The sequence below is a fragment of the Paraburkholderia aspalathi genome (assembly GCF_905220735.1).
GTDB classification, from domain to species: domain Bacteria; phylum Pseudomonadota; class Gammaproteobacteria; order Burkholderiales; family Burkholderiaceae; genus Paraburkholderia; species Paraburkholderia aspalathi.
The window spans coordinates 59015-75938 of record NZ_CAJNBA010000001.1 but is presented as its reverse complement, the minus strand read 5'-3'; the positions used below and the strand labels follow the sequence as shown (position 1 = coordinate 75938).

At 61.6% G+C, this 16924-nt stretch carries 13 protein-coding genes; 5 read left to right on the top strand and 8 right to left on the bottom strand.

What is annotated here, in order from left to right:
- Nucleotides 1-181 precede the first annotated feature (181 nt).
- Together KHO30_RS00285 and KHO30_RS00280 are read left to right on the top strand one after the other, a co-directional pair.
- On the top strand, nucleotides 182-553 hold the full coding sequence (locus tag KHO30_RS00285; protein ID WP_054040106.1) for a YciI family protein: 372 nt from the start codon (nucleotides 182-184) through the stop codon (nucleotides 551-553).
- Nucleotides 550-1818, top strand: a complete 1269-nt coding sequence (locus KHO30_RS00280; RefSeq protein WP_200619512.1) for an RNA polymerase sigma factor — start codon at nucleotides 550-552, stop codon at nucleotides 1816-1818. The genes KHO30_RS00285 and KHO30_RS00280 overlap by 4 nt, the downstream gene beginning before the upstream one ends.
- 56 nt (nucleotides 1819-1874) lie before the next feature.
- Here KHO30_RS00280 and KHO30_RS00275 read toward each other — a convergent pair whose 3' ends face one another.
- The 5 genes from KHO30_RS00275 to KHO30_RS00255 form a co-directional block, all read right to left on the bottom strand.
- Nucleotides 1875-2729 (bottom strand): urea carboxylase-associated family protein, encoded by an 855-nt coding sequence (locus KHO30_RS00275; RefSeq protein ID WP_054040108.1) that lies wholly within the window; start codon nucleotides 2727-2729, stop codon nucleotides 1875-1877.
- 111 nt (nucleotides 2730-2840) lie between these two features.
- Complete coding sequence (locus KHO30_RS00270; RefSeq protein WP_093635085.1) at nucleotides 2841-3515, bottom strand: GntR family transcriptional regulator; 675 nt, start codon at nucleotides 3513-3515, stop codon at nucleotides 2841-2843.
- A gap of 8 nt (nucleotides 3516-3523) precedes the next feature.
- A complete protein-coding gene (locus KHO30_RS00265) occupies nucleotides 3524-5050 on the bottom strand; it encodes an amino acid ABC transporter permease/ATP-binding protein (RefSeq protein WP_093635086.1) in 1527 nt (508 codons plus the stop codon).
- Nucleotides 5051-5125: 75 nt separating this feature from the next.
- Nucleotides 5126-5995, bottom strand: coding sequence for a transporter substrate-binding domain-containing protein (locus KHO30_RS00260; RefSeq protein ID WP_093635087.1), 870 nt, complete (start codon nucleotides 5993-5995; stop codon nucleotides 5126-5128).
- 291 nt (nucleotides 5996-6286) lie between these two features.
- Nucleotides 6287-7216: a LysR family transcriptional regulator gene (locus KHO30_RS00255; protein WP_200619510.1), complete on the bottom strand. Its 930-nt coding sequence runs from the start codon at nucleotides 7214-7216 to the stop codon at nucleotides 6287-6289.
- A gap of 167 nt (nucleotides 7217-7383) precedes the next feature.
- Between KHO30_RS00255 and KHO30_RS00250 the strand changes: the two genes are divergently transcribed.
- From KHO30_RS00250 to KHO30_RS00240, 3 genes are all read left to right on the top strand, one after another.
- Nucleotides 7384-7986 carry an NADPH-dependent F420 reductase gene (locus KHO30_RS00250; RefSeq protein WP_200619509.1) on the top strand — a complete coding sequence of 201 codons (603 nt, stop codon included), beginning with the start codon at nucleotides 7384-7386 and terminating at the stop codon, nucleotides 7984-7986.
- A 315-nt stretch (nucleotides 7987-8301) separates the two neighbouring features.
- Nucleotides 8302-13746 (top strand): AAA family ATPase, encoded by a 5445-nt coding sequence (locus tag KHO30_RS00245; protein WP_211699711.1) that lies wholly within the window; start codon nucleotides 8302-8304, stop codon nucleotides 13744-13746.
- A 64-nt stretch (nucleotides 13747-13810) separates the two neighbouring features.
- Entirely contained in the window at nucleotides 13811-14038 is a 228-nt protein-coding gene (locus KHO30_RS00240) for a hypothetical protein (RefSeq protein WP_211699710.1), read from the top strand.
- Nucleotides 14039-14098: 60 nt separating this feature from the next.
- On the opposite strand, the gene KHO30_RS00235 is transcribed toward KHO30_RS00240, so the two are convergent.
- The 3 genes from KHO30_RS00235 to KHO30_RS00225 form a co-directional block, all read right to left on the bottom strand.
- Nucleotides 14099-14461, bottom strand: coding sequence for a cupin domain-containing protein (locus tag KHO30_RS00235; RefSeq protein WP_211699709.1), 363 nt, complete (start codon nucleotides 14459-14461; stop codon nucleotides 14099-14101).
- A gap of 126 nt (nucleotides 14462-14587) precedes the next feature.
- Nucleotides 14588-15664: a polyamine ABC transporter substrate-binding protein gene (locus tag KHO30_RS00230; RefSeq protein ID WP_234486705.1), complete on the bottom strand. Its 1077-nt coding sequence runs from the start codon at nucleotides 15662-15664 to the stop codon at nucleotides 14588-14590.
- A gap of 799 nt (nucleotides 15665-16463) precedes the next feature.
- Complete coding sequence (locus tag KHO30_RS00225; RefSeq protein ID WP_211699708.1) at nucleotides 16464-16754, bottom strand: DUF4148 domain-containing protein; 291 nt, start codon at nucleotides 16752-16754, stop codon at nucleotides 16464-16466.
- Nucleotides 16755-16924 lie beyond the last annotated feature (170 nt).

Genomic DNA, 16924 nt, shown 5'->3' with positions numbered 1-16924 from the left:
TTCCTTCTCTACTACGATTGAGGATGTTGACGATCTGCTGGCGCACGGCGTTTGACAGGAACAGATCGCGCGTGCCACTCTGAATTTTTCTCCACCGCCTGTCCGTTAGCATGCCGCCCGAGCGTCATTGTCATGGCGGCCCGATATGTCCACCCGCCTCAACCCCATGACGGAGGCTCATATGCAATACCTATTGATGATCTATTCGGAAGAAAACGGCTGGAACAAGATGACCGACAGCGAGCGGCAGCAGGGCGTCGCCGCGTATCACGCGTACACCGAGTCGTTGAAGAAAGCGGAGGTGCTGGTGGGCGCCAACCGGCTGCAGAACACGAATTCGGCCACCACGGTGCGGCTCGTCGACGGCAAGCCACAGGTGCTCGACGGACCGTATTCCGATTCGAAGGAGCAGCTCGCCGGCTACTACCTGATCGACGTGCCCAACCTGGACGCGGCGATCGCGTGGGCGTCGCGTTGTCCAGGCGCGGCGCACGGCCTCATGGAAGTGCGGCCGGTCTGGACTGCCCCCTACGACGCGCCATCTGCTGTATGAGTCCGTCCCGCGGCGGCCGTGAAGTTGACGGCGCCGCGCGTTCGATTGCCGAGGCGGTCGCTCGCCGCAGTTACGGCAAGCTCGTCGCGCTGCTGGCGATGCGCACGCGCGACGTCGCCGCCGCCGAGGACGCGCTGGCGGACGCGTTTGCAGCCGCGCTCGCGGACTGGCCCGAGCGCGGCTGCCCCGCGAATCCCGAAGCGTGGCTGATGACGGTTGCGCGCCGCCGGGCGATCGATGGCGCGCGCCATCGGCATGTCGGCGACGAAGTCGTGAACCAGCTCGCGATCCTCGCCGACGAGATCGACGAGCATGAAGCAGGCGTGTTGCCCGACCGGCGGCTTGCGCTGCTGTTCGCGTGCACGCACCCCGCGCTCGAGGCCGCGATTCGCACGCCGCTGATGTTGCAGGTGGTGCTGGGGCTCGAAGCGAAGACGATCGCGTCCGCGTTCCTGATGTCGCCCGCCGCAATGAGCAAGCGCCTCGCGCGAGCGAAGAACAAGATTCGCGAAGCGGGCATTCCGTTCAGCGTACCCGAGCGCGAGGAGTTGCCCGGCCGGCTCGTTGCCGTGCTGGAAGCGGTCTATGCGGCGTACGCGGAAGGGTGGACCGATCCGGTTGGCGGTGATACTGAGCGGCGCGATCTCGTCGGCGAGGCAATGTTTCTTGCGCAACTGCTCATCGAGCTGCTGCCCGAGGAGCCGGAGGCACTGGGTCTGCTCGCGCTCATGCTGTATGCCCAGGCGCGGCGCGATGCACGACGCGATGCGGCCGGCGACTACGTGCCGCTGTCGGCTCAGGATCCGGCGACATGGAACACGCCGATGATCGACGCTGCCAACACGTTGCTTCGACGCGCGAGCACATTCAACGCAATCGGACGCTTTCAGCTCGAAGCCGCGCTGCAGTCAGCGCACATTTACCGCTGCCAGACGCATCGGCCGAACTGGGGCGAGATCGTACAGCTCTACGATGCGCTTCTCGCGATTGCGGCGTCGCCGGTGGTAGCGATCAACCGTGCGCTCGCCTTGGCGGAACGGGACGGCCCGCAGGCGGCGCTCGACGCGCTCGAGCCCTATTCGGACGATCCGCGGTTGGCCGACTACCAGCCGTACTGGGCCGCGCGCGCCGATCTGCTGGCGCGTGCCGGCGCAACGGCCGAAGCGCTCGGCGCGTACGATCTCGCGATCGGACTCGAGCGCGATCCGGCCGTGCGCCGCTTCCTGCAGCGCAAGCGCACCGAGCTGTCATCGGCGAGAAGTTAGATCGACGCGTTGCGTTTGCCATGCGAGCTTGCAAGCCTTGCGCCGATGCTGAATCCTCAACACCCACACTTCCACTGCGGCTGCTGCAACGTCATCCCGTGCTGTCCCTTGTACGCGGCGACCGCGGGCGAGGTCCATCCCTCCAGCATCTGCGGTGCGAGCCGGTAGATCTCGATGCCAAGCGGACGGCATACCTCCAGCGGATCGCGCGCATCCGGCCCCCACATCGGCAACGAGAGATCGCCGCCAGGGCAGGTCGACAACGCGCAAAGCAGGTCGATTTCCGCGAAAAATTCGAGGTAATCCCCCTTCTTCGCGGGACAGGCTTTCATGAAGTACTTGTCTTCGAGATTCAGCCCGGTGCACTGGAACACGTTCAGCACGTCGTGCACGTCGTATTCGGTCAACCCATACGGGGCGATTGCGCGCGTCAGGTTCGAATGGCAGTGGAAATGGAAATCCTCACCCGTCAGCATGCGGTTCACGTACGGATCGCATCGTGTGCCAAGCAGGTCGTGAACGCGGCCGCCATGCTCGTCGACGCCGTAATCGGCGAGGCTGTCGTCGGTGATCGTCACCATGGGGCGCAGGAAGGGTAGCGTCGACCACAAACGGTCGAATGTGCTCACGTGCGCCTGCTGCAACTGGCGCGTGCGCGAGGCCCACATGCGCTCGCGCGGGTTGTGCAGATTCCACATGTTCAGGTCGGCTACTTGCGGACCTTCAATCGTGACGATGCGAAACACGTGGCCAGCCGGTACGGTCCATGCCTGACCCGAACGGATGGGCACGACGATCGATTCAACCAGGGTGCGCGTATCGTGTTCGGAGGCGATGCGACCATAAAACGCCTTGTCAGGGTCGAGCGCTGAGCCCTTGGTGGATTGATAGGCGGCGGGGTAATTCAACATGATGGAGACTCCTTGATAAAGCACACGGACAGGCTGCGCTTGTCACGCGCTGTCGCCTGTGTGAGCAGTAGCCGTGAATCGGTGGACGAAGAAGGAATGAGAGGCAACGAATCAAAGGTAATCGAGCAGCGCGTGCTCCGATTGCTTCAGGTAACCGGCAAGCGCGGCGCTCGCCTCGGCGGTGCGCCCACTCGCGATCAGTTCGAGAATCTCCTGATCCTTCGCAATCCAGGGACGCTGGAAGCGCCGCTCGTCGGGGGCCGACGCAAACACAAGACGCAGTTGCGCCAGTATCGTCGTGAAGAATGTGTCGAACAGCGGGCTGCCGAGTAACTGCACGATGCGCCGGTGAAACAGCAGACTGTAGGTGCCGACGCTGCGCCAGTCGCCTTCGTCCGCCGCCGCTTGCGCGTGCACGACGGCGTCGCGCATCGCCGCGATTTCATCTTCCTCAATCGGGTCTTCGCGCATCAGGGCTTGCAGTTCGAGCGTGCGCCGCACCCGATAGATGTCGCGCACATCGTGGCGCGTCAGGGTGCGCACGATCACGCCGCGATGCCGGTAATGCACCGCGAGCCCTTCACGGCACAAGAGACGCAGCGCTTCACGCAGCGTGTTGCGCGAGACCTCGTGCGCCTGGGTGAGATCGTTCTCGACGAGTGCGGTGCCCGGCGGCAATTTGCCTTCAATGATCTCGTTGCGGATTGTCGACAGAATCCGGTCCGTGACCGATTGCTCGGGCTCCTGCGCAGCGAGGGGAGTAACAGTTGATTGCGAGGTGGGCATACGGTGTTTTATGCAAGGTGGACGTCTTTGAGGAAGCTGGCGATACGCGAAGTCTTGTCGAGCGTCGCCAGTTCGCGCGGCGGCGCATCGCTCACTATCATGCCTGCTTCCATGAACACGATACGGTCTGAAATACGGAACGCAAAGTTGATTTCGTGTGTGACGATAATCATGGTCATGCCTTCCTGGGCAAGTCCCTCGATGACCTTCAGTACTTCGTTGACCAGTTCCGGATCGAGCGCCGACGTCGGTTCGTCGAACAGAACAATCGACGGCTGCATCGCGAGTGCCCGCGCAATCGCGACGCGCTGCTGCTGACCGCCGGACAACTGATGCGGATACTTGTGCGCATGCGCAGCCATGCCTACCTTTGCCAGCAAACGCATGCCGGATTCGTCGAGCGCGGTTCCGGTCAGACGCCCGTGATAGCGGGGCGCGAGCGTCACATTCTGCAGCACAGTCTTATGTGGAAACAGGTTGAAGCTCTGAAACACCATGCCGATGTCGAGGATGCCGCGCATGTACTGCGCATGCGGTACCTTGCCATGTCTCGCACGGGGCGGCCACAGGAACGCCTTGTCATGCAGGCGCACTTCGCCGCCGTCGAGCGTCTCGAGGCCGTTCAGCGTGCGGATCAGCGAAGTCTTGCCCGAACCCGACGGGCCGATGATCGACACCACTTCTCCTGCGCGCACGGTCAAGTCGATCCCCTTGAGCACTTCATGATCGCCGTAGCGCTTGCGGATGCCGATGGCTTCCAGCGAACGCGTCGCGCTGCCTGCTCGCGCGGTACGAACGTCCTTTGCTGCCTGCACGGGCCGCGGTGTTTCCACGGGAATGACGGCATTCGCAGCCCGCGTGCGGAGCGTGACATCAAGGTGCTTTTCGAGCATTTTCAACGCGTGGCCGAACACCGTGACGATCAGCACATAGTAGAACGAGACGGCCAGCATCGTCTCCAGCACCTTGAAGTTCTGCGTGTACAGGCGTTCGCCGACCAGCAGGATTTCCGCGAGCGAAATGACGGACACGAGCGACGTCAGTTTGACGATCGTAACGTACTCGTTAATGAGCGAGGGCAGCGCGACGCGAAACGCCTGCGGCAACACGATCAACCGTTGCAGGCCGACAAAGCGGATCCCGAGCGCCTTGCCTGCTTCGAGCTGGCCCTTGTGGAGCGACAGCAGGCCGCCGCGATGGATCTCGGCGATGTAGGCCGCTTCGCTGATCGAAAGCGCCAGCAGGCCGGCCCAGAACGGGTCGGACAACAGGCCGCCCGTCCAGGGCAGCACCTGCGGCAGGTTATAGACAAAGATCAGCAGCACCAGCAGCGGCAGGCTGCGAAAGAGCCAGATGTAGGTGCTGCATGCCACGCGTAGCGGCATGAACACAGACTGTTTGCCGAGCGCGAGTGCGAAGCCCGCGACAATGCCGATCAGCCAGGTCGCGGCGCTCAGTTCGACGACGAGCCAGGTGGCTTTCCAGAAGGCGGCGTCGAACAATAGCGAAGCCGTGTAGTGCCAGTCGAATACCATGTGCTTCCCCTTACGACGCGCAGCCGCGAGGGCGCGGGCGAGTGCCCGGCCTCTGGCTGCGCGCGCAACGTGCAGTTAGTTCGATGCCGTGCCGAGCGCCTGGGCAATGTCATTGCCGGTCGGCTCCGCGACGTTGTACTGCTTGAGTAGCGCCTGGTATTCGCCCAGCTGCTTCATCGACGCAAACGCGCTCTTCAATTGGGCCAGCAGCGCGTCATTGCCTTTCTTGACGCCGAGCCCGATGACGACCGGATAGAGCGGGGTTGTCGACGTAATCGCCACGCGTCCGCCGAGCTTGTTGACGGTCATTTGCGCGACGGCCGAGTCTTCGAATTGCGCGTCGACGGCGTGCGAGAGGACGGCCTGGGCCGCTTCCGGCGAAGTCTCGAACTCGCGCACGTCGATTGCGCCGCGGCCGGCAGGTGTACAGACCTGCTTCGACACGTCGTTGAGTTTCGGAATCCACGACGCACCCTTGATCGAGCTCACGCGCTTGCCGCACAGATCTTCGGGCTTCTTCGGCTCAAAGCCGGTGTGGCTCAAGGCGAGCAGCGAGCCGCCGGTTTTCAGGTAGGGCACGAAGTCGATCTGTTTCGCGCGCTCCGGCGTCACATAGAGCGCCGACGCGATTACGTCGAAGCGATTGGCGTTCACGCCGAGGATCAGATTCGCGAAACGTGTGTCGACGAAGCCGGGCTGGAGCTTCAGATGCCCGGCGAGCTTCGTCATGAACGCGGGATCGAAGCCGGCCGGATCCGCGTCCTGCACGTAGTCGTACGGCGGATACGTCAGATCCGCGCCGATCGTCAGCTTGCCGGGCGCCACGGTCGGCGCGCCGCTCGAGGCGAACGCGTGAGACGCGGCGAATAGCGCGAGCGCGGCGGCGCACTTCGCGACCCGCGGCAGGGAGGGCATGACAGTTTTCAGATCAGGTTGGGCTTTCATGGAGTTCTCGCTCGTCGGGGTGGAGGTAATATACATTGTTGAACAATAGAAAAAATATTGTTCAACAATAATTCCTGCATAAGCAGAATCCGAGCCAGGGAAGCGAGGAGGTGGGTAAGCGCGCTGTGATGTGGGTCTGGCGCGGCTGTGCGGGACATGCAGGCTGGTCTTTAACGGAGGCGTGGCCGCCGCAGGCGCACCGGTTCCGTGCGCCTGCGCGTGTTACTGGCGAACGCGTTCAGGAACGGTGCATTTCGTGGGGAAGGAGGGAGCGTGCCTGCGCGGCGCGACTCACCCGATGCTGCCTGCAAACCTCTCAGCCAACCGCTCCCGCTCGAATGCCTCGACAACGAAATCGACAAACACCCGAGTTTTCGCCGGCAGAAGCGCTCGCGTCGCGTAGTAGATCGAGATCGCCCCGGCGTCCGCGTACCAGCGCGGTAGCAATCGCACGAGTTCCCCTCGTTCAATCGAAGACAGCACGTCCGACACGGCCAGCAACGTCACGCCCAGTCCGAGAATCGCTGCCTCGCGCATTGCTGCCGGGTCATTGACCATGATGGTCTCGCCGAGCTGTGCGGGCATCTCATCGCCTACCGCGTTACGCATCGTCCGATGACGCACGCGGCCCGTGCGGCTCGAGCGCATCACGATGCCGTCGAGGTCCGCAAGATCGCCGGGATCTATCGGCGATAGGCGGCCGGCCATGTAAGCCGGAGACGCAACCGCCACGAGATGCGCGGGCGTCAATGCGCGCGACACGACGCCCGGTGCGAGATCGAAGCCACCACCCAGCGCTGCGTCGTAGCCCTCTTCAATCAGGTCAACCGGCCGGTTCTCGAAGTGCCAATCCGGACGAATCATTGGATAGCGTGCGAGGAACGCCGGCAGCAGCGGCATGACGTACGTGATGCCGAACGTCGGCGCCATGCTGACCTTCAGCACGCCGGCCGGCTCGCTCCGATCGTTCGAGACGGACGCGATTGCCGCCTGCAGCGCATCCAGATTGCCGCCGATTTCCACGAGAAAGCGCTCGCCCGCCTCGGTCAGCGTGAGCTTGCGCGTCGAGCGTTGGAATAGCCGCACACCGAGATTGCGTTCGAGCAGCGCAACGTTGCGGCTGACCGCGGCGGGCGTCAGCGCAAGGCGCCGCGCGGCCGCGGAGAAGCTGCCCGTTTCGGCGCTGCGGACAAACGACTCAAGGTTGGCGAGGGTTTCCATGCGGAAATCTTAAAGCATTGCTTGAAAATAATTCAAGCGATTCCCGGCTAATCATCAAGCAATAAAGGCGGCAACATTCAGTCACCTAGCCGTGGGAGTGAACCTCAGATGTCCCTCTCCTTGCCGGCTTACCACTTGATTGATCACTCTTCACCAGGAGCATCGTTATGAGCACCATCGGTATCATCGGAGCAGGCGCCATCGGATCCGCGTTCGCGAGAGCGCTGGCGGGCAAAGGCCTCAAGGCCGTCATTGCGAACAGCCGGGGCCCGGCCTCACTCGCTGACCTCGTGCGCGAGCTCGGTCCATCGATCACGCCGGGAACGCGCGAACAGGCGGCCGCGCAGGACATCGTCCTTGTCGCAGTCAACTGGGCGAAGCTGCCGACCGCCTTGGCCGGGCTGCCGGACTTCGGCGGCCGCATCGTGATCGACGCGAACAACGCGATCGAGCCGCCGCTGTTCAAGCCGGCCGAATTGCATGGCCGGACGTCGAGCGGAATCTTCTCGGAACTCGTGCCGGGCGCACGCGTCGTGAAGGCGTTCAATCATCTGCCGGCACATCTCCTCTCGAAGGATCCACAGGCCGAAGGCGGACGCCGCGTGCTGTTCTTCGCGGGAGACGACGCACAGGCGAAAGCGGCAGTGAGCGGATTGATCGAGAAGCTCGATTTCTTCGGCATTGACCTGGGTTCGCTCGAAGCCGGGGGCCAGCTAGTTCAAATCCCGGGCGGCCCGCTGCCGGTGCACAACTTCGTTAAGTTTGGATAACCAAACAAAGGCGCGGAATGCCGCGCCTTTCATCAGACTTTAGGCGAATCGCTTTCGCCAGAACCGTGCTGCCGGCTCGGCACAAAGGAGATGGCACCGGCCTTTCCGAAGGCCTCCCAAAGGGTTGAGGCGAATATCTTGCCGCGGTCGTCAAGGTGTATCGTGACAACGATACTGTCAGTTGTAAGCATTGCCGATCGTACAAATGTCGCCTTGTCCCGTGCATTTCGTGCGTACCGGTGCAGTGAGCCAAAGGAACGGGGCGCGCGCCCTCTTGAGCCATGACGGGCGACGCTCGAACACCAGCCACGACAGATGGACGCCACACACGGATTCGACCCAGGTAGCGGCCTCCAGATTCTTTGGGAGGATGGCGAGCGCGTGTTCTGTCGGTGGCAGCCACGAGACGGCGGCGACAGCGTGCTTGTTGCGCGCATCGCCGCCGAACATCCCTCACCCGCCAGCCTCGCGCGCCTCGCTCATGAGTTCGCGCTGAGGGATCAACTCGGTAGCGCGTGGGCGGTGCGCCCCAAGGAACTGCTGCGGGCAGACGGCCGCACGATGCTGGTGCTCGAGGATCCGGGCGGCGAACCGCTCGAGCGATTGGTTGGTGCGCCGATGGAGGCGGGCAGTGTTCTGCGCGTTGCCGGGGGAATCGCGGCAGCGCTGGGCAAGCTCCATCAGCACGGCCTCGTCCACAAGGACCTCAAGCCGGCTCATATCCTGGTGAACTGCGCGGACGCTCAGGTGCGGCTGACGGGCTTCGGCATTGCCTCGCGGCTCCCACGCGAGCGGCAACCGCCCGAGCCGCCCGAAACCATCGCCGGGACGCTCGCCTACATGGCACCCGAGCAGACCGGACGGATGAATCGTTCGATCGATTCGCGCAGCGACCTCTACGCGTTCGGCGTCACTCTCTACCAGATGCTCACCGGCACACTGCCTTTCAGCGCTGCCGACCCGATGGAGTGGGTGCACTGCCATGTTGCCCGCACGCCGATGTCACCTAACGTGCGGGTCACGATGGTCCCGCGCGGCGTCTCCGCCGTGGTCATGAAGCTGCTCGCGAAGACACCCGAGGAGCGCTACCAGACCGCAGCCGGCGTCGAGTGGGATCTGCGGCATTGCCTTGCCGAATGGGAGCTCCGGCATCGCGTCGACGCCTTCCGGCTGGGCGCGCACGACACGCCCGACCGGCTGCTCATCCCCGAGAAGCTCTATGGACGGGAGCGCGAGGTTGGAGCGCTGGTGGCCGCTTTCCACCGCGTCGTCAGTAGCGGCGCGCCGGAACTGGTGCTGGTTTCCGGCTATTCCGGCATCGGCAAATCCGCGGTCGTCAATGAGCTACACAAGGTGTTGGTCCCGCCGAGGGGACTCTTTGCCTCCGGCAAGTTCGACCAGTACAAGCGCGACATACCCTATTCGACGCTGGTGCAAGCTTTCAGGGGACTCGTGCGGCCCCTGCTCGGCAAACGCGAAGTGGAACTGGCGATCTGGCGCGGCGACCTGACGGAGGCCCTCGGATCTAACGCACGGCTCATGACCGATCTGATCCCCGAACTTAAGTTGATCATCGGTGATCCGCCGCCTGTCCCGGAACTCGAGCCGCATCATGCGCAACGTCGTTTTCAGCTTGTCTTCCGGCGCTTCATAGGAGTCTTTGCCAGACCGGAGCATCCGCTGGCGCTGTTTCTCGACGATCTGCAGTGGCTCGACGCCGCGACGCTCGATCTGTTGGAGGACCTGCTCACGCGTCAGGACCTGCGCCATTTGATGTTAATCGGGGCCTATCGCAGCAACGAGGTCGACGGCACGCATCCGCTGATGCGCACACTTCAGGCCGTCAGAAACGCGGGCGCGAAGTTCGATGAAGTCGCCCTGGCGCCGCTGGCGAGCGAGCACGTCGAGCAATTGATCGCAGAGGCGCTGCACGACACGCCGGAACGCGCCGGACCGCTCGCGCAGCTTGTACACGAGAGGACCGCCGGTAACCCGTTTTTCGTCATTCAGTTTCTACATGCGCTCGTTGATGAAGGCTTGCTCGGCTTCGATCACGACGCGGCCCGCTGGCTCTGGGATCTGCCGAACATTCATGGCAAGGGCTATACGGACAACGTAGCGGACCTGATGGTTGCGAAGCTGGCTCGCTTGCCGGTCGAAACGCAGCGGGCGCTGCAACAGTTTGCCTGCCTTGGCAACACCGCCACGATGGCGATGCTGTCGAACGTTCTTGAAAATTCGAGGCAGGAGATCCGGGCGTTGTTGCGACCGGCAGTGGAACAGGAGCTTATCGAGCAGCTTGAGGAATCCTTCCGATTCGCGCATGACCGGGTGCAGGAGGGTGCCTACTCGATGATCCCGGAGGCCGCGCGCGAGGAGGCCCATCTGCGCATAGGGCGGCTGCTTGCGGCGCAAACGCTGCCCGAGAATCGGAAAGAAGCCATCTTCGAGATTGTCAATCAACTCAACCGCGGCGTGGCCCTTGTTGCGCGACAGGAAGAGCGGGAGCAACTGGCTGAGTTCAATCTGATAGCCGGCCAGCGCGCGAAGGCCTCGTCAGCCTATGAATCGGCGCTCACTTATCTGACCACCGGCGCTGAACTTCTCACGGACGACTGCTGGGCGCGCAGGCATGAACTGATCTTCGCGCTGGAGTTGAACCGGGCCGAATGCGAATTTTTGACCGGTTGGTTACCGGTCGCAGAAGAGCGCTTGAACGTGCTTTCACGCTGTGCCGCGACTGTGCCTGAGCGCGCCAATGTAGCGTGTTTGCGCGTCGACCTGTACATGACGCTCGATCAGGCCAGCCGCGCCGTCGCGGTCGCTCTCGACTATCTGAAACATCTCGGGATCGACTGGTCGCCGCATACAAGAGAAGAGAAAGCGCGAAAGGAATACGAGCGAATCTGGTCCCAGCTTGGGAACCTCCCGATCGAAAGGCTCATCGATCTGCCGCTGATGACCGACCCGGAATCGCTGGCGACAATGGACGTCCTGGTCAAAGTCATGCCCGCGGCGTTGTTTACCGATGCCAATCTATGGTCGCTGGTCGTCTCCACGGCAGTGAATCTGAGCCTCGAACGCGGCAATTGCGATGGATCTTCCTCTGCCTATGTCCGGCTCGGCATGATTGCCGGAGCGCGTTTTGGCCACTACAAGGTCGGATTTCAATTCGGGCAGCTTGGTTACGACCTGGTCGAACGGCGCGGGTTGATGCGCTTTCGCGCAAGAACCTATATGCACTTTGGAAATGTCATTTTGCCGATGGCCAGACATCTCCGGGGTGGCCGGGAGCTGGTGCGCCGCGGGGTCGAGGCTGCGAAGAATACTGGCGATCTGGTTTGTGAGGCCTACTGCTACACCCATATGACGACCAACTTGCTCTTCGCGGGAGACGCGCTCGCGGACGTGCAGCGCGAAGCCGAAGCCAGTCTGACGTTCGCGCAAAAATCACATTTCGGATTCGCCATCGACGTCAGCTCTACTCAGCTTGGTCTGATACGCACGCTGCGAGGCCTGACGCCCGCCTTCGGCTGTTTTGACGACGGACAGTTTGACGAGACGCAGATCGAGCGCCACTTCGCGGAAAATCCGGACCTGGTGATTGCCCATTGCTGGTATTGGACCCGCAAATTGCAGGCGCGCTTCTTTGCAGGCGATTACGCGGCGGCCGCGGAGGCCTCCTTGAGGGCACAAGGTCTTTTGTGGACATCGGCCTCTTATCTGGAGGAGGCCGAATATCATTTTTACAGCGCGCTATCTCTCGCCGCCTGGCGCGGTCCTATATCCGACCGCAAACGACGGGAGTCCCTCGAAGCAATAACGGCTCATAACAGACAACTGCAATTACGAGCGGAGACTTGCCCCGAAAACTTCGAGAACCGCGCGGTGTTGGTGAGTGCCGAGTTAGCCCGCCTGGAGGGCCGCGACGTCGACGCGATGCGCCTCTATGAGGAGGCTATCCGGTCAGCGCGCGCAAACGGTTTCGTGCACCACGAAGCGCTTGCTGGCGAACTCGCGTCCCGCTTCTACGCGGCGCGCGGGTTCGAGAAGATCGCGCGCGTGTATCTGCAGGACGCCCGGCAGGGTTATCAACGCTGGGGCGCAGACGGCAAGGTACGGCAACTCGACGAGATGCACCGGTATCTCAGGGAGGTCGAGCCGGCACCTCGACCAACCAGCACAATCGGGACACCGGTCGAACACCTCGACCTCGCGACCGTGATCAAAGTGTCGCAAGCGGTCTCGGGAGAGATTGTTCTCGACAAGCTGATCGACACGGTGATGCGCACGGCGATCGAACAGGCTGGCGCCGAGCGAGGCCTCTTGATTCTCCCAGAGGGCGATGAGCAACGGATCGCGGCGGAGGTCACGACGGACGGCGACACGCCGCGCGTGCAACTACGCGATGTCCCGGTGAGCGCGGCGATGCTGCCCGAGTCCGTTCTCTACCATGTCCTGCGCACGCAGGAGAGCGTAATTCTCGACGATGCCGCGGGCGATCCCACGTTTGCCACGGATCCGTACATCCGTCAACACCAGACCCGTTCGATGCTCTGCCTGCCCTTGATGAATCGGGCCAAGCTCATCGGCGCGCTATACCTCGAAAACAATCTGATCACTCGCGTCTTCGCGCCGGCTCGGATTGCCGGACTCAGGCTCCTCGCCTCCCAGGCCGCGACATCGCTCGAAAATACCCGCCTTTACCGCGATCTTGCAGAGCGCGAATCCAGAATCCGGCGGCTTGTCGACGCCAACATCATCGGCATCATTATGTGGCGAGTTGATGGCGACATTCTCGAGGCCAATGACGCGTTTTTGCGCATGGTGGGATACGAGCGGGAGGATCTCCTTTCGGGTCGCGTTCGCTGGACGGATCTGACGCCCCCGGAATGGCGGGAAAGTACCGAACACGCTTTGGCAGAGCTCAGCAGGGTTGGGCGCTTGCAGCCCGAGGAAAAGGAGTACCTAAGAAAAGACGGCAGCCGCGTGCCCGTCATGATCGGCAGGGTCGCTTTCGAAGCAGGCGGGAAGGAGGGCGTCGCCTTCGTGATCGATCTGACCGACCGCAAGGAGGCAGAGCAGCGCCTGCGGGAGTCATACGATATGTTGCGGGAACTCACGTCGCGTCGCGAGACGGCACGCGAGGAAGAGCGCAAACACATCGCACGGGAAATGCACGACGAGCTCGGGCAGTATCTCACCGCGCTTCGCATGCGTGCGTCGGCATTGCGCATGCAATTTGGCAACGATCGCCCGGAGCTGTTCGACGGGACCCGGGCGCTGATTGCCCTGGTGGACGAAACCATGCAGGTTGTGCGCGGCGTCATCGCGTCGCTGCGTCCGCCGGCACTGGACGCCGGCATCGTGGCAGCGCTCGAGTGGCTCGCTGCCGAGTTCGACCGCAACGGTCGTACGGTGTGCCGCCTTCACGTGCAGGACGAGACCATCGTGATGAGTGAGGACCGCGCTATCGTGCTGTTTCGCCTCGTTCAGGAGGCACTGACGAACGTCGCTCGTCATGCGTCGGCCAACGAAGTGATCATCACGCTCGAACGAACGCCCGACGCCTGCGTGCTGGAGATCCGCGACGACGGTCAGGGTTTCGACGCGCAGGCAATCAGAAAAACATCGTTCGGCCTTGCGGGGATGGAAGAACGGGTCCTGATGCTGGGCGGTCGGATCGAGGTGGTCAGTTCGCTGGGAACCGGCACCGCGATCAAGGTCAGTCTTCCCGATCGTCAGGCGACGTCGGCCTAGTTTGGGGTGAGTTCTGCTAGACCGAGACCCTCCATCAACTGGGTCTGGACCGATACTGCATCGCGTGATTTACTCGCACATCTACACGATCAATCTCGCGATCTGCGCGCAAACGGATGCGATTGCCGTATTGTCGGGATTCGCGGTCGACGAAGTCGGCGCCATGTATGGATTGCGCAAGATCGGCTACGCTCCGCTGTTCGGAGCGCTTCCACTGTCAGCCATCTGGCGGGAGGACAGCCCGGGGCGAGGTAGCCGAAAAGTTCGTCGCCCAGCTCAAGGCGATTTGTGATGAAGGCGCAAGCTAGACGCTGACGGCAGCGAAGCGTGAAAGCAGCACCACCGCAGCAACCTACGCCTTAAACTCCACCGAAACAAAAATCTTCTTACACGGCTCAAGCACTTCCCACGTCCCCTTAAACCCCGCCGGAATCAAAAACCGATCCCCAGCGCGCACCGTCTTGCTGGTCCCATCCGCATCCCGAATCACGGACACGCCCTCGAGAATCTCGCAATACTCGCTCTCGGTGAAATTCACCCTCCATTGCCCGCAAGCTCCTTCCCAAACGCCCGCCGCGAGCTGCCCACACGGGCTAGCAAAATGCGTGTGAACAAGTTGCGAAGGATTGCCGGCAAGCACCGCTTCCGCCTTCGGCATGTACTCAACGCTTTCCTTGGCCGGCTGCGCAAAATCTACGATATTCAGAATGCTCATAATGGCTCGCTGCAAACAGGGTTAAAAATCAAAGCTTCAAAAAGGGCGTAGCGCACACACCCACTGCATGCGCCACGCTCAAAAGGTGACATCTACCATCAGCAAACTACACCAGCTAAACCGAGCTTAACTCCCCGACTTCAACTGCGCCCACAGACGGTTTTCAAGCCGCATGATCGGCGCAGGCTGCGGCCGCATCAACGTCATCTTGTTCAGCACAGCTTCGGGCGGATACACATTCGCATCCTGCTCGATCGCCGGCGTCACAAACTGTCTCGCAGCGCGATTCGCAGTCGGATAGAACACTTCGTTCGTAATCGCCGCGCTGACCTTCGGATCTTCGATGTAGTTCATCCACGCCATCGCCGCTTCCGGGTGCGGCGCATCTTTCGGAATCACCATCACGTCCATCCAGAGCAAGCCAGCGTCCTTGATATTCGAGAACCGTACGTCATACGAACGCTTCGCTTCCGACGCACGTCGCCGCGCAATCCCCACATCGCCCGAATAGCCCAACGCCACGCAGATATCGTTGTTCGCCAGATCGTTGATGTAGCCGGACGAATTGAACTGCGTGATATACGGCCGCACTTTCTTCAGCACTTCGTATGCGGCCTGGTAGTCGCCGGGGTTGGTGCTGTTCGGGTCCTTATGCATGTACTGAAGCACGGCCGGGAAAACATCCGCCGCCGCGTCGAGGAAAGACACGCCACAACTCTTCAGCTTCGAAAGATTCTGCGGGTCGAACAACAGCGACCAGCTATCAACCGGCGCATCGGCGCCGAGCGCTTTTTTCACGGCCTGAACGTTATATCCGACACCGTCCGTGCCCCACGCCCAGGGCACACCATACTGATTGCCGGGGTCCGCATCGGCAATCAGTTTCATCAAACCCGGATCGAGGTTCGCAAGATTCGGCATCTTCGATTTGTCGATCTTCTGATACACGCCGGCTTCGATCTGACGCGCCATATAACTCGATGTGGGCACAACGATGTCGTATCCGGAGCTGCCTGCCAGCAGTTTCGCCTGCAACGTGTCGTCGCTATCGTAGCTGTCGTATTTCACCGTGATGCCCGATTGCTTTTCGAAGCCGGTAATCGTGTCTTTGGCGATGTAGTCCGACCAGTTGTAGACGTTGATCGTCGTATCTGCCGCGTGTGCAGCGTTCATCGGAGTTAATGCGGTCAACGAGCACAGCATCGTGCCGGTGAGCGAGAGAAGCTTGGCATGACGGATCTTCATTCGACTATCTCCTTGGTTTCGATCTTCAGTTTTCGCCGCAGCGCAGGCACCGATGCACGAGCGTGACGACCCACACGTCCAGACGTTCCGCACGAATGCGACGAATAAAGGACGTGACGCCGCCTGCCGCAGCGCAAGCGCACAGCAGAGCTAAAAGGGACGCAGAGAGGCGAGTGCTATAAGCCGGCCAACGCTAGCAAGACAGATGCAAAGCGCGGACGGTCAAACGCATTGCAGACGTTCAGCCGCTAGATAAAGCGGCCTGATCGCATGCAATACTTGCTCGCGAAAAGAGAAGGGGGCTAAGGCAGAAGCGACGCGATTTCGTCGGTACGCACCCCGATAGCTGCGGGTGCTGCAATGACGTTGTGTCGACGCACAGAGCGACGCGACAACACGGTATCGATGGACAGGGGGCGGGATGGCGAAGCGCAGTTGCTCCCCTGATGAGCGATCGAACAGCCGGACAGGAACGTTCTTTCCCGACCAGGCTGATATCTCACCAATGGACCACGGACTTTCACGATGGAACCCGAAGCGACGTTGAGTAGAAGTTCTCGCTGATGCGGATTGACCGCGCTGCGAGAACCACCAGACTGCCGGCTTAGGATATATGAGACATTATTTTCGTCAAAGGATTTTCTGACACTGCGCTGTCATTGTTATTGTCATGCGCAGTGGGACGCATGCATGCGAGCGCATGCTCAAACAAGCATGGCTCGCATCGAACTACGCAAAGACAGACAACGTTGGCGTTTTACTGGCCTGCAGGCGCAGCGGGCATCGGTGTGCCGGTTTGCGATGAGCCGTTTGCCGACGAACCGTAACCGGTGGCGTCGTGCCGTGCGGCTACGCGTGCTTCGGCTGCCTGAATGTCAGCGGGGTAGGTTGAGTCAGTTGCAGTGGCGGGGTTGTAGCCGGCCTGTTCAATCTGAACCAGTTGCGCCCTGACTTCGGCGCGGGTTAGCGGTTGCTCGGACTGTGCGAACGAAGCGACCGGAGCTGCGAGAACAACGACCAGTGCGACTGCTTTGATCAGCGATTTCATGATGAATCCCTCCGAGGATGTTTTATTCGGCGCCACAACAAGTGTTCGGCGGCCTATAGAGGGATTCTAGGAAGCGGGTGATCTAGGGCAAACCCCTAAACCCGTAATTCAGTCTTGCAGCAAATGATAAGTCGGCGTTATGTAATGCTCTTCCTAACATATGAAGAATT

Bases quoted from the DNA above. Each gene is read 5' to 3' on its own strand.
- KHO30_RS00230 (WP_234486705.1), bottom strand. From the start codon at position 15,664: ATGCTGTGCTCGTTGACCGCATTAACTCCGATGAACGCTGCACACGCG.
- KHO30_RS00275 (WP_054040108.1), bottom strand. From the start codon at position 2,729: ATGTTGAATTACCCCGCCGCCTATCAATCCACCAAGGGCTCAGCGCTC.
- KHO30_RS00260 (WP_093635087.1), bottom strand. From the start codon at position 5,995: ATGAAAGCCCAACCTGATCTGAAAACTGTCATGCCCTCCCTGCCGCGG.
- KHO30_RS00255 (WP_200619510.1), bottom strand. From the start codon at position 7,216: ATGGAAACCCTCGCCAACCTTGAGTCGTTTGTCCGCAGCGCCGAAACG.
- KHO30_RS00270 (WP_093635085.1), bottom strand. From the start codon at position 3,515: ATGCCCACCTCGCAATCAACTGTTACTCCCCTCGCTGCGCAGGAGCCC.
- KHO30_RS00250 (WP_200619509.1), top strand. From the start codon at position 7,384: ATGAGCACCATCGGTATCATCGGAGCAGGCGCCATCGGATCCGCGTTC.
- KHO30_RS00280 (WP_200619512.1), top strand. From the start codon at position 550: ATGAGTCCGTCCCGCGGCGGCCGTGAAGTTGACGGCGCCGCGCGTTCG.
- KHO30_RS00225 (WP_211699708.1), bottom strand. From the start codon at position 16,754: ATGAAATCGCTGATCAAAGCAGTCGCACTGGTCGTTGTTCTCGCAGCT.
- KHO30_RS00285 (WP_054040106.1), top strand. From the start codon at position 182: ATGCAATACCTATTGATGATCTATTCGGAAGAAAACGGCTGGAACAAG.
- KHO30_RS00235 (WP_211699709.1), bottom strand. From the start codon at position 14,461: ATGAGCATTCTGAATATCGTAGATTTTGCGCAGCCGGCCAAGGAAAGC.
- KHO30_RS00265 (WP_093635086.1), bottom strand. From the start codon at position 5,050: ATGGTATTCGACTGGCACTACACGGCTTCGCTATTGTTCGACGCCGCC.
- KHO30_RS00245 (WP_211699711.1), top strand. From the start codon at position 8,302: ATGGACGCCACACACGGATTCGACCCAGGTAGCGGCCTCCAGATTCTT.